Annotated in this window: 12 protein-coding genes; 8 read left to right on the top strand and 4 right to left on the bottom strand. The window is 36.0% G+C overall.

Annotated elements, in window-relative coordinates; translation table 11 throughout:
• Positions 1 to 7: 7 nt before the first annotated feature.
• The 3 genes from fbpC (at position 8) to D7029_RS04030 (ending at position 5,732) form a co-directional block, all read left to right on the top strand.
• The gene (gene fbpC / locus D7029_RS04040; protein WP_194951912.1) at positions 8 to 1,048 is read left to right on the top strand and encodes a ferric ABC transporter ATP-binding protein; all 1,041 of its coding nucleotides are present in this window, start codon (positions 8 to 10) and stop codon (positions 1,046 to 1,048) included.
• Positions 1,049 to 1,273: 225 nt separating this feature from the next.
• The gene (locus tag D7029_RS04035) at positions 1,274 to 3,352 is read left to right on the top strand and encodes a TonB-dependent receptor domain-containing protein (protein WP_194951911.1); all 2,079 of its coding nucleotides are present in this window, start codon (positions 1,274 to 1,276) and stop codon (positions 3,350 to 3,352) included.
• A gap of 10 nt (positions 3,353 to 3,362) precedes the next feature.
• Positions 3,363 to 5,732: a TonB-dependent receptor domain-containing protein gene (locus D7029_RS04030; protein WP_194951910.1), complete on the top strand. Its 2,370-nt coding sequence runs from the start codon at positions 3,363 to 3,365 to the stop codon at positions 5,730 to 5,732.
• A 240-nt stretch (positions 5,733 to 5,972) separates the two neighbouring features.
• Here the strand turns inward: D7029_RS04030 and D7029_RS04025 are convergent, their stop codons facing one another.
• Both D7029_RS04025 and dsdX read right to left on the bottom strand, forming a co-directional pair.
• Complete coding sequence (locus tag D7029_RS04025; protein ID WP_194951909.1) at positions 5,973 to 7,301, bottom strand: D-serine ammonia-lyase; 1,329 nt, start codon at positions 7,299 to 7,301, stop codon at positions 5,973 to 5,975.
• 12 nt (positions 7,302 to 7,313) lie between these two features.
• On the bottom strand, positions 7,314 to 8,651 hold the full coding sequence (dsdX, locus tag D7029_RS04020; RefSeq protein ID WP_100159298.1) for a D-serine transporter DsdX: 1,338 nt from the start codon (positions 8,649 to 8,651) through the stop codon (positions 7,314 to 7,316).
• Between the two features lie 223 nt (positions 8,652 to 8,874).
• Between dsdX and dsdC the strand changes: the two genes are divergently transcribed.
• Positions 8,875 to 9,819 carry a DNA-binding transcriptional regulator DsdC gene (gene dsdC, locus D7029_RS04015; RefSeq protein ID WP_194951908.1) on the top strand — a complete coding sequence of 315 codons (945 nt, stop codon included), beginning with the start codon at positions 8,875 to 8,877 and terminating at the stop codon, positions 9,817 to 9,819.
• Between the two features lie 18 nt (positions 9,820 to 9,837).
• Entirely contained in the window at positions 9,838 to 10,494 is a 657-nt protein-coding gene (locus D7029_RS04010) for a hypothetical protein (protein ID WP_194951907.1), read from the top strand.
• 80 nt (positions 10,495 to 10,574) lie between these two features.
• Here the strand turns inward: D7029_RS04010 and D7029_RS04005 are convergent, their stop codons facing one another.
• Both D7029_RS04005 and gss read right to left on the bottom strand, forming a co-directional pair.
• A complete protein-coding gene (locus D7029_RS04005) occupies positions 10,575 to 10,928 on the bottom strand; it encodes a hypothetical protein (RefSeq protein ID WP_194951906.1) in 354 nt (117 codons plus the stop codon).
• 90 nt (positions 10,929 to 11,018) lie between these two features.
• The gene (gene gss, locus D7029_RS04000) at positions 11,019 to 12,896 is read right to left on the bottom strand and encodes a bifunctional glutathionylspermidine amidase/synthase (RefSeq protein ID WP_194951905.1); all 1,878 of its coding nucleotides are present in this window, start codon (positions 12,894 to 12,896) and stop codon (positions 11,019 to 11,021) included.
• 602 nt (positions 12,897 to 13,498) lie between these two features.
• On the opposite strand from gss, the gene D7029_RS03995 reads away from it, so the two are divergent.
• The 3 genes from D7029_RS03995 to D7029_RS03985 all read left to right on the top strand — a co-directional run bounded on the left by D7029_RS03995 (position 13,499) and on the right by D7029_RS03985 (position 15,063).
• Positions 13,499 to 13,786, top strand: coding sequence for a helix-turn-helix domain-containing protein (locus tag D7029_RS03995; RefSeq protein ID WP_072063612.1), 288 nt, complete (start codon positions 13,499 to 13,501; stop codon positions 13,784 to 13,786).
• A 303-nt stretch (positions 13,787 to 14,089) separates the two neighbouring features.
• Complete coding sequence (locus tag D7029_RS03990) at positions 14,090 to 14,647, top strand: iron transporter (protein ID WP_075673477.1); 558 nt, start codon at positions 14,090 to 14,092, stop codon at positions 14,645 to 14,647.
• 68 nt (positions 14,648 to 14,715) lie between these two features.
• Positions 14,716 to 15,063, top strand: a complete 348-nt coding sequence (locus D7029_RS03985) for a cupredoxin domain-containing protein (RefSeq protein WP_088493623.1) — start codon at positions 14,716 to 14,718, stop codon at positions 15,061 to 15,063.
• Positions 15,064 to 15,065 lie beyond the last annotated feature (2 nt).

Below are 15,065 nucleotides of genomic sequence, written 5' to 3'. Positions count from 1 at the left end.
ATAAATCATGACACAACAACATTTCGTTGAACTGAAAAATGTAATTAAGCGTTTTGGCTCTAACACGGTAATTGAAGATCTCAGTTTGTCTATTCCACAAGGCAAAATGGTTTCATTATTAGGGCCTTCAGGTTGTGGTAAAACCACCGTATTACGTTTAGTTGCAGGATTAGAAAAACCGACAGAAGGTAAGATTTTTATTGATGGTGAGGATGTTACTGACCGTTCAATCCAGCAACGTGATATTTGTATGGTGTTTCAGTCTTACGCCCTTTTCCCTCATATGTCTTTGGGGGAAAACATTGGCTATGGCTTAAAAATGCTAGGACGTCCTAAAGCTGAAATTAAACAACGTGTTTCTGAAGCTTTAGAGCTGGTGGATTTAGATGGTTTTGAAGACCGTTTTGTTGACCAAATATCTGGCGGGCAACAGCAACGTGTCGCCTTAGCGCGTGCGTTAATTTTAAAACCTAAAGTACTGCTTTTTGATGAACCATTGAGTAACCTTGATGCGAACTTACGTCGTAGTATGAGAGAAAAAATTCGTGAATTACAACAACAGTTTAATATCACCTCTCTTTACGTAACCCATGACCAAAGTGAAGCATTTGCGGTTTCTGATATGGTTTTAGTAATGAATAAAGGGAAGATAATGCAATTAGGCTCACCGCAAAATCTTTATCGCCAACCCGCATCTGAATTTATGGCAAGCTTTATGGGGGATGCCAACTTATTCCCAGCCACATTGGGCACAGATTATGTTGATATCTTCCAATATCGTTTACCAAAACCAGATACGTTTAATACGACTAAAACAGAAGTGAGAGTGGGAGTTAGACCTGAAGCGATCACCTTATCTCAACAAGGCGATGCCTGTCAGCAATGCAAAATTGTCCATGTCGCTTATATGGGACCTCAATATGAAGTCACTGTGGAATGGCAAAATCAAACCTTGCTATTACAAGTCAATGCCACACAGCTTCAACCTAATGTAGGCGATAACTACTATCTGCAAATCCATCCTTATGGCATGTTTATTTTAGAATAAGCATCTTTAGCCTATTTTCTTATTTATCTTCAAGGCGCCATTATGGCGCCTTTTTATCTCTTCTTTTTTACATCCTTTCTTTTATTTTTTTATTATTAAATTACAAAAACTTATAGTGTTTTTATTATTTTAAAAAAATCATCACTTGCTAATGATAATTATATTTACTTACAATATTTACAAAATGTTATGTTATAACATTATAAACAAAGGAGGATGAATGGTATGAAGAAATCTATTTTTAACTACACAACACTTTTTATTTCAATAAGTTACTCTTTATTTGCAAATGCAGCCCCTGCAACAAAGTCAAAAGAAAGTCAGAATAATGAGGTATTAAAGGTCTATTCAACACCTTTACAGACACCACAAGAGAAAATGGCAATCCCCGTTGCCGTTCTGACTCAAGAAGATCTACGCTCTAATCGGAGTGCATCTATTGCAGAAACGTTAACATCCTTACCGGGTTTTCATGCTAGTTTTTTTGGCGGTGGTTCGGTACACCCTGTTATTCGTGGAATGTCAGGAAATAGAGTCAAGGTATTACACAGTGGTAGTGATCTTATGGATGTTTCATCTATTGGCGCAGATCATGCTATCACTAGTGAACCCTTTTTAAGCCAGCGTATTGAAGTATTAAAAGGGCCTGCAACATTACTTTATGGAGGGGGAACAATTGGTGGTGCAATAAATGTTATTGATAGCAAAATACCTATGTCAGTACCTAAAAAAGGTTACGAGGGTGAATTACAGTATCAATACGATTCTGTTTCTAAAGGAAATACAGGATCAGCCGGATTAACATTAGGGCAAGATAATTTAGCGCTACGTATTGAAGGCACTAAACGTTATCAAAGCGATTACAAACAACCAGAATCTTTACATCAAGGAGAGCCTAGCCGTTTAGCCGGTTCTTATCAAGATAACCAATCGGCAAATATCGGTACATCTTGGATCTTCGATGATGGTTATATTGGTATTGGTTATGGCCAGCAACATCGTCGATATGGGTTACCTGGTCATACTCATTTTCACGATCACGATGAAGATCACACTCACTCACCTATTACCCCGCCTTTATCTGGTCATCATCATCACGATCACAATCATGAATACCCTGATGAACAACATGAACATGGTATTCCTTATATTGTTATGGAGAGTAAACGATGGGATCTTCGTGGTGAAAAAAACAATCCATTTGCCGGTATTGAATCTGTACGTTTCAGTGCAGCCAGAACCGATTATCATCATGATGAAAAAGAAGGCCATGAAGTCAGCACCCAATTTAAAAATAAAGGAGATGAATTAAGGTTTTCTTTTACACATCAACCAATTTTAGACTGGCATGGCGTTATTGGTGGGCAATTTAATCAACGTGATTTTAGTGCTGACGGAGAAGAAGCCTATGTTCCCGCAACAAAAACAAAAAATCACTCACTCTTTTTATTAGAAGAATATCAATTAGGTGATTTTCGCTATGAATTAGGATTTCGCCAAGAGTGGCAATCACTGTTAAATAGAGAAACTCAAAAAAACAATAAACAAAGTGCATCTTCTGTTTCTGCCGGATTAGCGTGGAATTTGACACAAGACTATTTTTTAAATCTATCACTATCACACACAAAAAGATTACCCGTTGCAGAAGAGTTATACGCGAATGGTGTTCATGCAGCAAATCGGACTATTGAAAAAGGTGATCCTAATTTAACTGCAGAGACTGCAAATAATATTGATATTGGAATAACGAAAGTAACTGGAGATACTCAATTCAATATTAGTGCCTATTACAACCGTATAAATAATTATATTTATGGCCAATTTACTGGAGCTGAATTAAATAATGGCTATCGTTCATTACAATATGTTCAACATGATGCACAATTTAAAGGTGTAGAAGGAAATATTGATTATTACTATAACCAAGACAGCTTAATTGGTATTTCTGGTGATTATGTCAGAGCAAATTTACTGCATAACAAAGGAAATATACCAAGAATACCAACTTATCGATTAAGTACTTATATTAAACATAGTTTTTCAGAAAACTTAACAGGACAAATCCGTGTTGACCATTTTGGAAAACAGAATAAAACAGCCGAGTATGAAACACCTACGGATGCTTATAACACAGTTAGCTTAGGCAGTGAATATATTGGTTATTTAGATAACACTGATTATACCTTGTATGCCAAGATTAATAATCTCTTTGATGCGAAAGGAAAAGATAGCACTTCTTATATTAAAGATGAAATGTATTTACCAGGTCGTAATATTATCTTAGGCGCTACTCTTACATTCTAATATAAATATCATGAAAAAAAGTAAACTCTCTATTATCTTACTTATGCTTTTGTCATCTCCTTTATATGGAAAAGAGAGTCATGAAGATAAAAGTAAAGAAAAAGAAATCCCAAACGATGTAATAAAAGTTAAAGGTACACTAATAAAAAATAAAGAGACCTTCTCTTCTTTACTACTTAATAATCGAGAAGAAATAAAAGGAAAACAACTTGATCAAATAAAAACGAATACTATTGGTAATACCGTTGCAAAAGTTGCTGGAGTACAAACTGAAGGTTTTGGCCCTAATGCTGCAAGACCAGTTATCCGAAGTTTATCAGGAAACCGTGTCGGCATTTTAGTCAATAATCTACCAATTAATGATATTTCATTTATTAGTGGAAATATGCCTATACCCATTGATATGAATAGAATTAATGAAATATCGATCAGTAAAAATTCTGAAGCCCTCTTTTATGGTGGTGGCACAAGCGGTGGTGCTATTCATTTATGGGATGACAGAATAATGACACAGTTACCAGAAAAAGCGATTTCAGGTACGGTGACATTTAATGGCAGCACTAATAACGGTAATGGTGGCTCTGCAAATATTAAATTCAGTGATGAACAAAATTGGATTTTTAATCTTTCTGGTGCATCAAAGCGTGTCTCTAGATATAAAATTCCAACACATTCTAAAGCGGGGGCTTGTTACAGCTTTCAGCAACTCAAAGAACACTTTGCATTACGAGATCAATGCCAAGTGGATATGAAAGTTTTTACCAGTCGTAATCCTGAAGCTTATCCTTATATTAGTGAATTTTGGAAAAAATATAAGATTGAATATGAGTTAAGTGAAGACGATAAATATACCTTTAAAGATAAAGATTATTTTTCAGGTATTGGCTATGTAGATAACGAAGCTAATTCACAATATAAACCCGGAAGTCCTACATCTATTGAACATGTTACTCCCCCTAAACATTATGTTGAAAATAATAATAAAGAGATCCCAAATAGTTTCCTAAAAAGCCAAAGTGGTAATGCATCTCTTTCTTATATTCGGGATGAAGGCTATATAGGTTTATCTGTTACTGACTTTCAGACGTCTTACGGTGTACCGGGATATGCTTATCTCACCACAAAAACCAGCCGAGAAATGTATAAACCTGTTTCGGTTTCAAACCATAATCGGCGGATAGATATACAAGGAAAACATGAACACTTAACGCCTTTTTTAAGGGACAGTGCTTTTTATTACTCTTATTCTGAATCTAAAGACGAAGAATTAGTGGGTCAAATCGCATCATCAGTCTTTGAGACTAAAAATCACCAATTAGCATTGGAAACTGCGCATGTGCCACTTTTCAATCGATTGAATGGCGCTATTGGCGTTAATGGTAATTATCGTGATCTAAAAACCTCTGGTTATGATGCTTATTTACCGAATGTATTAACCAAAGAATACGGCATATATTGGGTTGAATCTCTAACTTTATCTCCTTTTGAAATCACCGCGGGATACCGTAAAGGTCATACTCAGCACCATCTTAATATTCCAGATAATTATAATAGCGGTAGAGGACAAGGTTCGAATTTACAAAACCGTGATTTTGATACGAGTGCAAATACATTAGCATTATCTTTTACACCGATTGATGAATGGACATTAAAGCTACAACAGAATATTTCTTATCGAGCACCAGAAATTAATGAGCTTTATACACATGGACCTCATTATGCTTATCTGATTGAAGAACAAGGTAATAGTCAATTTAATACAGAGAAAAGTAAAAGTATTGAATTATCATCTGTTATTGAGATTGGTAATTTCTCTAATAAACTTAATTTATATAAAACTGACTACAGTGATTTTAAATTTAGGCGATTAACGGGTGTCAGCCGTGGTGGTGTTACCGTTATGGAATGGGATGAAACTGATCTCGAAACTAAAGGGCTAGAATACGAATTTAAATATTTATATGAAATACCTCACGAGCATAATCTTACATTTACACTATTCGGTGATTTTGTCGAAAATAAGAGTAAAAGAAAGCTGTTTATTGCCGGTAATTACTTACCAAACTTACCTAATGAAAAACATGGTATTAGTATTAATTATCAACATGATGAATTAACAGCATTTAGTAGCGCAACTTACTATAAAAAACAGAAAGAGAGTGGTGGATTAATGTATGGTGGAGATATTACTTTTCCTTCCTATACTTTAGTCGATGCAGGTATTGGTAAAAAATATCACCTTGATAATCTAGATGTTTCGGTTGATTTTATTATTAATAATCTCACCAATACTGAAGCAAGGCCCGCATCTTCTCAATTAAAATACTTAGCCCCATTACCGGGTCGAAATTATGGGGTAAATGTCAAAATTGATTTTTAATCTATACAGATCCAACAAGAGATAAAGTAAGCGAGGCACCCAATGGGTGCCTCTTTTTTATAATAATACTACGACATTTTCCCCTGGTGTGACATCCTGGTGTGAATGTTTGATGTAACACTTGGTGTAACACATTGCTACGCTATTATTGTTTTAGATACTAATTAGAGATACTTGTACTACTCCCTTTATTTTTTAAGATGCTATCAGAACAAAAGCTGATAGCACCCGTTCTACGCTCTATTTTCCTTGAGCGAGATATTTTTGCATTTCATCCGCAGGAACCATACCACCGCCAGTCGCCCATACTAAATGCGTTGCATTTTGCATTTTCTGACTGTCTAGTGATAAACCTTGCAGATAATCTTTAGCTTGAGTGACATGAACAGCACCTGTCATTCCTGCTAAAGCCGAAGGTTCTAACTTAATCCCTTCTTCTTTATTTAATAAACTGAGTAAGTCATAAAGCTCTTGGTCATCAATAGTGTAATAACCATCAATTAAGCGCTCCATTGCACGACCTACAAAGCCTGATGCACGACCAACGGCAAGACCATCAGCGGCAGTGACGTTATCAATACCAATTTCTTGTACTGAGATGCCTTCATGTAATTGGGTATAAACGCCCAATAACATACAAGGTGAGTGCGTTGGCTCTGCAAATAAGCAGTGTACTGCGTCACCAAATGCCAGTTTTAGTCCAAAAGCAACACCACCAGGACCACCACCAACACCACAAGGCAGATAAACAAACAGAGGATGTTCACTATCAACACGAACACCTTGTTCTTCAAATTGGTGTTTTAAACGTAATCCCGCTACCGCATAACCCAAGAATAATGTTTTTGAGTTTTCATCATCGATAAAGAAACAGTTAGGATCTTTCTCTGCTTCTTTACGACCTTCTTCTACTGCGATACTGTAATCTTGTTCATATTCAACAACATTCACGCCATGTGAGCGTAATTTATCTTTCTTCCACTGACGTGCATCAGCAGACATATGAACACTCACGCTAAAACCTAATTTCGCACTCATGATCCCAATAGACATACCTAAGTTGCCTGTTGAACCTACCGCGATACTATATTGGCTAAAGAATTCACGGAATTTATCAGAAAATAATTTTTCATAATTATCATCTGTATTTAATAATCCCGCGTTAATCGCCAATTTCTCAGCATGAGTCAGTACTTCATAAATTCCACCACGTGCTTTAATTGAACCTGAAATAGGCAGATGACTGTCCTTTTTCAAACGCAATTGACCGCTAATAGAGGTGTTATAACGCTTTTCAAGAGCAACTTTCATCTTAGGAATATCAATCACTTCTGATTCGATGATCCCTTTAGTAACCGCTGTTTCTGGAAATGCTTTAGCTAAATAAGGTGCAAAACGTTGTAACCGTGCTTGTGCGTCAATTACGTCATCTTGTGTTAAACCAACATATGGAAGTCCCTGGTCAGTGGTGGTCACTTTTGGGTTAAACCAAACCACTTCTTTTAAGTCCACTAAGTCATTAACTAGTGGAAAATTACTTTTTAATTTATTTATATCTATATGGCTCATAGTCGTTCTCTTTTATATGACAAAAGAAAGCATAAATGTACCGCCTAATGCGACAAAGGAGGCAATAAAGGTCGCGACACTGTAAAAACGAAAAGTTTCACTTAAAGTTGCATTACAATACTGTTTCACTAACCAAAACAGTGAGTCTGTGACGATAGTACAACCAATAGCACCTGAACCAATTGCTAATGTAATAATTTCAGGGCTAATGTCTGGGTATAAAGGCATGAGTGGTGCAACAATTGCAGTAGCGCCCATCATTGCAACAGTTGCAGAACCAACGGCAGCATGAAGGATAATGGCGACTAACCAAGCCAATAAAATTGGATGCATATCTAAGTTAGAAAGAATTAACGCTAAAGATTCACTTAAACCACTACCTTTTAAAATGCCGTTAAAAGCACCACCCGCACCAATAATTAATAAGATGTTGGCAATAGAGCTAAAGCTATCTTCTGTTTTCTTTAATAAAGTATTCATGCCCATATTACGGCGAATACCTAACACATAATAAGCAACAAAGGCAGCAATAAACATCGCAGTAATTGGGTTACCAATAAACTGTAATGCAGTATAAACCGATGTACCTTTCGTCATATTTAATTCTGCTGCCGTTTTTATCAGCATCAGAACAATCGGTAATAAAACAGTAAACAGAGTCGCACCTAATGAAGGTAAATCTTTTTCTTCACGAATTTCCATATCAGAAAATTCTTCAGGTACGGTTTTAAATGGTAAGCGCTCGCCTAATATTTTTAAGAATAAAGGACCACCAACTAAAGATGCGGCTAAGCCCACTGCAAGACCCGCAACAATAACGGTTCCCATATCTGCCCCTAATTCATTAGTCACGAACAGAGCGGCAGGATGAGGAGGAACAATACAGTGAACAGCCATTAATGCTGTACATAATGGGATAGCTAATTTTAATAATGATGTATTTGTTTTTTTCGCAATTGAGAAAGCAAGAGGAATAAGTAATACCACACCCACTTCAACAAAGAGTGTAATACCACAAATAAGACCAACCAATACCATAATAACGTCTGGAGATAACCAACGGCATTTTTGCAATGTAATACCGATGCGTTCTGCGGCACCTGATATTTCCATCATCTTACCAAGAATAGTACCTAGACCGATAATTGCTGCTAAAAATCCTAACGTACCACCAATACCATTTTCAATCGCATTTACCATTTCTAAAGGGTTCATCTTCATTGCAGTACCCACAAAGAAGCTTGCCAATAGTAAGGCTAAAAACGGGTGAAACTTAAGTTTTATTATAGTAAAAACAATGAGCAAGATACTAATTATAAGAGTACCTAGCACCCATAACGTTGAATCCATATATCCATCCCAAATATTTTATTTATTGTTAATCATATTGAATATTAATCATTCGGCACTTACAAATGATGAAAATTTACACTAAGATGAACTCAATTAACTCAAATAAGTGATCTTAACCACAAATAATCACATTTGGATGAGTGGTGGCATGGTATTTCATCTTAACATTACCTTGATTGTTAACTAACGTTACTATCAATAATAAAATGAGAATAAAAGAATGTTTGAATCTTCTAGCGTGATTTTAAGAAATAAACGATTATCCAGTTATCAATTAGCAAGACTTCACACTTTTGAAGCGACAGGTCGTCACCTTTCATTTGCTTTAGCAGCAGAAGAATTGTCATTAACTCCCAGTGCGATTAGCCATCGTATTAATACACTAGAAGAAGAGTTAGGCATTAAGCTATTTAACCGCTTTCATCGCCGAATTGAACTAACAGAAGAAGGTGAACGTATTTATTGGGCACTTAAAAAAACACTAGAAGATATTAACCAAGAGATTTTGGATATTCATAATCAAGAAGTCTCTGGTGTACTTACCGTTTATTCACGTCCTTCCATTGCGCAATGCTGGTTAGTGCCTCGTATTTCAGATTTTACTGAACGTTACCCATCCATTGAATTAAATCTACTCACAGGAAATGATGATATTAACTTTCGAGGTTATGGTATCGACCTCGCAATCTATTTTGATGATAAGCAACTGCAAAATCTTTATTGTGAAGATTTAATTTCAGAATCTATTATTCCTGTATGCAGTCCCGAATACGCGAAAAGACATGAGCTTATCGGCAATATTCATCATCTTTCTAATTGCACTTTGCTACATGATAGACAAGCGTGGAGTAATAACTCTGATTTTGATGAATGGCAAGCTTGGAGTGAATATATGGGGCTTTCACTTTTTCCTAATCGCAGTAACATCTGTTTTGACCGTTCTGATCTTGCTGTTATTGCTGCAGTGAACCACTCAGGGGTGGCAATGGGGAGAAAACGTTTAGTACAGAAACAACTGGCTAATAAAGAATTAATTATTCCTTTTGATAATAGTGAGCTGTTTTGTGCTCAGCGTTACTACCTTGTCACTAGAAATGAAAAAAATAACGCTAAAGTACAGCTTTTCATTCAGTGGCTAAAAAAACAAATCAAGGAAAGTATGTAATTTCTTAAGGAAAATCCGATGAAAGAGATGACCTTTTCAACACAACAAATTATTGCGATTGCAGAATATGCAGGACTAACTGTCAGTAATAAAGAAAATATCACAGAAAATAAACGCTATATCCTAGTTGATTTACTGGATGTAAAAACAGATGAAGGGCTTTATTACGGGGCTGCGGTGCTGGATTTTAGTAACGTTTATCGCAAAGCGCGTATTTTAGAATTTGGCGACGAAGGCTATCAACGTGCCCAAACTCGAGAGAAACAAATTCAAGACTATAAAAATAATCGAAAAGCCCAAGAGCCTGATACTTACCAGCCTTCTATTCATCGATATAGTCACTATACGGATTTTCAAATAAACCTAACCGCTATTTATCGTCGTTATGGTTATGAAATCGAATTTGATGCAGAAACCGAAAAAGTTTGGAGCTCTTTAGATCCCGATGGTGCGTCATTCGATTTACTCAAAAATGCCGATGATGCGCTTTCTTTATTAGAAGATTGTGAAATGACATGCTCTTATCATCAAGAAAACAAAGTATGGTCTGTCACTTCAGTAGAAAAAGACACTGTTGAACATAAATCACTCAACCGTGCTATTGCCGAATGCTTTTTATTAATGACTGATCATTATGCCGATGATTGGCCTAATATTGAAAATATTCTTTATTAAAACAAAAAATCATAAATAAAATCATTAATTATCAAGTCATTATAGTTAATGATTTTAGATTTTATTACTAAGAATAGAATCTAACTCAAACACCGAAAGGCATCATTCTCACGGTAATAGTTAATTTCTTCAACTACCCACTGCAAGTTTTTTTGTTGAGCTTGCTGGGTTTGATAAAATAACGCTAAATCACAAACGACCATCCAGCCTCGTAAATTTTTATCTTCAACAATTTTGGGCATTTCCAGATCTTCATCATCAAGGTAAATCTCATCATCAGGTAATTCTTGAAGATAATCCCAAGGAATATAATAAAAAATCGCCTGATTAGGATCACTATTCCAAGTTGCAATTTCCGTATAAATCCACTCATTAGATTCAAGTGTTGAAAGCGATGCTAATAACTCACTAAGCGTTTCAAATTTTTGTATCATTCTATTTCTCACTAAGTATTCTGGTTATTTTTAAAATAAACCCGCCAATTAGGCGGGTCTATTATTTCTTAATTCTAAACACCTATGATTTTATTTAGTTAAAAAGTGTTTATCTTCAATCACTATTAAAGGCTCAATATCACTCTCTTTTTTAATCACCAAAGTTGGATCTGAACGTAAACAGCAACCACCATAATGCCCGCCAACAGTAAAGGTGCAAACTTGGATATAACGATTTGCCACTTTTGGTAAGCACCATAGTTCTTGGTAAATATTTTCTTGATGATCAAACTGGCCATTGGTTTCATCTAAGATATTCTCTTTATGATCCACTAAACCAATGTTACTACCACAACGTCCCGCAATAGGTTTAATTGCATAACCACGTTGTGCAAGACGAGGAGTCACCGTGAAATCAGTATCTAATAAATAAGGGTTATCAGGGAACAATTGCCATAAAACCGGTAAAATGGCTTTATTACTAGGAATTAGTGTCCAAAGAGGCTCAAAAACTGTAATTTCAGGACGTAAAAGCACATCTACTAAACGTACTTCATCTTCAGGATGTCCTGTACGAATAGGGATCAAAGCTTGTTGTTCACTCTCTTCTCTTAGTTGGTCTAACGCCGTTTCCCAAGCCCATGTTTTCCAGACACATTCAACAACACGTTTGTCTGCATCAATTAATTGACCACGACTATTCCAATGAAGCTCGCCTAATCCACGTAGAATTTTACTGTTATAACCTGCTTGAGTCAGTGATTGTTGCATAAAGAGAGCATGATAATCTTCTTCACTATCATCATCTTGAAGAATATGCACAAAAGGTTTCGCATCACTGTGTTTCCAAGCATCGGCTAATGCATCAAGTAAGCGTTCACCTGGGTTAAAACCGTCTTTAATACCGCCTTTCTGTGCCCATTTTTCAATAATTAAGCCCGCTTCTGTATGGCAAGAGGCAGAGTCAGCATTATATTCATAAACTTTGACACCGCGTTCATCCATGCAAAAATCCAATCGTCCGGTGATCATTTGATGGCGTCTGTTTTGCCATGATAAACGGATACGAGGCCACAACACTTCAGGGATATCGAATAAACGCAGTAACTTATCGTCTTTCAACACTTTTTCTGTTGCATGTAGATACATCAAATGCATTTCATTACTTGCGCGAATAAGCTCCTGCTCTGCACTTTCTGAAATGGTGAAATATTCATAGCTATCTTGATTGATAATGTGACCGTGTTGTGCAAGGACATAGGCTTTTTCTAGAGGTGAGCTTTCATCTAACCACTTGCCATCTAATTGACCTTTATTATCAAGCTGTTCTGCATGAATATTTAACAATTCTGGCGCAATTTTAGGTTGAGGAAGGCTGTAAGCATTTGGCTCTGTTTGGATCATCCAACCTAATAGGGTGGTATTATCAAAGGTATCTTGAATAAAGTAGCCGTTATCCGTCACTTTAAGAGGTAATTCTCTTGTCCATTGTTGCCCTGCGGGTAATCGAGTGTGGATAACATTTTGTTCTGCAATACGAATTTTATCTTCAAGAACTTCAGTAACAACAGCAACATGCCCAGTTACTTTAAACTCACCACCTTCTTGCCAAATCAGCAAAGCACCGACTGCTGGAGGTTGTTTACTACCATTTGCAAAGGCTTGTAATGGCAATATATCGTCATCTATGGTTTTACGTAGAAAACGCAGTGAGAAGATCTCATAAGCCATTCCCACATCAGTAAATACAGCCCCATAATGTAAATAGAGAAAACGGCGAGCGAATTCAACACACTGCCACTTGTGCCCCATATATTCATTACCAATATAACTACGGAATGAATCATTAGCGGCATAGTCTTCTTTATCAATACTGCTGTAATCTGAAGAGTAAATCGCGACACCACCAGGCGCATAACCTAGCAATGTTCCAAATGGTTCATGACGAATGATATCTTTTACATTCATAATCTCGACCTTGACGATAAATAGATAATTACCCTGCAACACTTATAATCTTGCCTAAGTATTATAGTTAACAATCTTAACGCCGTAGCCTATTAGATGTGAATGTAATTTTATAAATTTCAATAAAGTGAGGATAGTTGTTTGAATTTAACACGAGTTTAAGAAAGGAAATCTCGACGATATAAAAAAAAACTCAAAAATAACCCATTATAAAAAAGCATAAAAGGCATTTTCGAGTATAAACACAGTCAAAGAGGGCTTTATCTTTTTTGTTATAGCCTCATTATTTACTCTTTATTAATCATAAATGCGAGCACAAATAACAGATAAAATGGCGTTTGGGCAATATATAGCACTGTTTATCAAAAAATTCTCGATTATCCTGCTAGAAAAAATAAGGATATCAAAATAGTTTAATGAAAATTAATATCATCTTATAACATGACGGGTATAAATAATTCATCCAATTAACCGATAACACATTAGTATGGATTTTACTCATTCAAGTCGGAGTGCTTGTTTATTTTGAAGATCCATCACGGAAACTTGATATTCAATTTATTGGATATTATTGGTGGTTGATAGGAAGAATGAGGTCACTAATGTCAAAGATTTATCCCATTTCTCAAATTATTGGGCATAAAATTCGTAAGCAACGCCAGCAACTTCGCTTGTCAGCAAAGGTTGTCGCTGAACGAGTCGGTATTAGCCAGCAACAATTTTCACGTTATGAGAATGGGCTATGTAAGATTGATGTTGATATGCTCTTTCATATTGCACAAGAGCTAAAAGTCACCCCTGCATTTTTCCTACCGCCAAATGAAGAACAAGTTTCTGCTGTGGCATTGACACAATCCAAACAGTTTTGGAGTGCTCAAAGTCAAATTTAATATTCTTGGTATGGAAATCTTCTGTTTTATCTTCTCATTAAGATAAATAAGATTTCCATATATCATTCTTAATTAGATGATTTCATTGAGCATTATTACCTAGAATTATTAATTCCTTTCATATATTTCTTTTAGAACAACAAATTTTTTTCTTTTATAAAATAGAATGTTAACGCTATTTTCACTGATTTTCCTGCCAACTTAAGCGATATTTTTCGTATAGATTATCTCCTATTTCTAATACAAATTATGCTAACCTTATTAAGAATAATAACAATTATCATTCAATAATAAGGGTTAAACATGAAATATCGCTATACACTCTCTCTCACTGCACTCTCATTTCTTTCTGCATCTGCATTAGCTGTTGAGTATCCAGTTGGTCACCCTATTCTTAAAAATGGTATGGAAATTCAAGGGGTTTACCTCCAACCTATCACCATGGATACTGAAGAAGGTCATCATGCGATGAATCACTTAGCTGCCGATAAAGCAGATATCCATTTAGAAGCAGATATTCATGCCACAGAAGATAATCCGAATGGGTTTGCTGAAGGCGATTGGATCCCCTACCTCACCATTGAATACACCGTAACAAAATCTGATGCACCAGCGAAAAAACAGCAAGGCACATTTATGGCAATGGTTGCCAATGATGGTCCTCATTATGGTGAAAACTTGAAGCTGGACGGAAATGGTCAATATAACGTGACCTATAAGATTTATCCGCCTTCATATAACAAAGATATCGCTTTTGGTCGCCATATCGATAAAGAAACTGGCGTTGCACCTTGGTTTGAACCCTTTGAAGTGTCATGGGATTTCACCTATAGCGGTACAGGCCGTAAAGGTAGTTACTAATTAGCTTGATAACGGATAAATCCAATCATTTGGATTTGTCCTTTTTCTCTTTTTTAAGTGAAACGCTGATGATCAAAACTCTCTCTAAATACACATTATTACTACTCCTAATGGTGACATCCTCTGTTTTTGCAGCAGAGAAATACACTGTTGAATTAGAAATGAAAGATGGCGAACTTATCCCGCAAGTACTTGAAGTACCTGCCAAAACACCGATACGAATAAAAATTCGTAATACAGGTACTAGCCCTGTTGAATTTGAAAGTACACAGCTACGAAAAGAAAAAGTATTAGCGCCGGGCGCAAATTCTGTCGTTGTAATCGCACCACTAAAACCGGGTCGTTACACCTTCTTTGATGATTTTCACCTTTCTCATCCTCAAGGTGAAATTGTTGCAACTGAAAAGGCAGAGTAAAT

Source organism: Proteus vulgaris (assembly GCF_016647575.1).
Lineage (GTDB): Bacteria > Pseudomonadota > Gammaproteobacteria > Enterobacterales > Enterobacteriaceae > Proteus > Proteus mirabilis_B.
The sequence above is the reverse complement of the archived record's forward strand: the minus strand, read 5'-3'. Positions and strand labels throughout refer to the sequence as shown.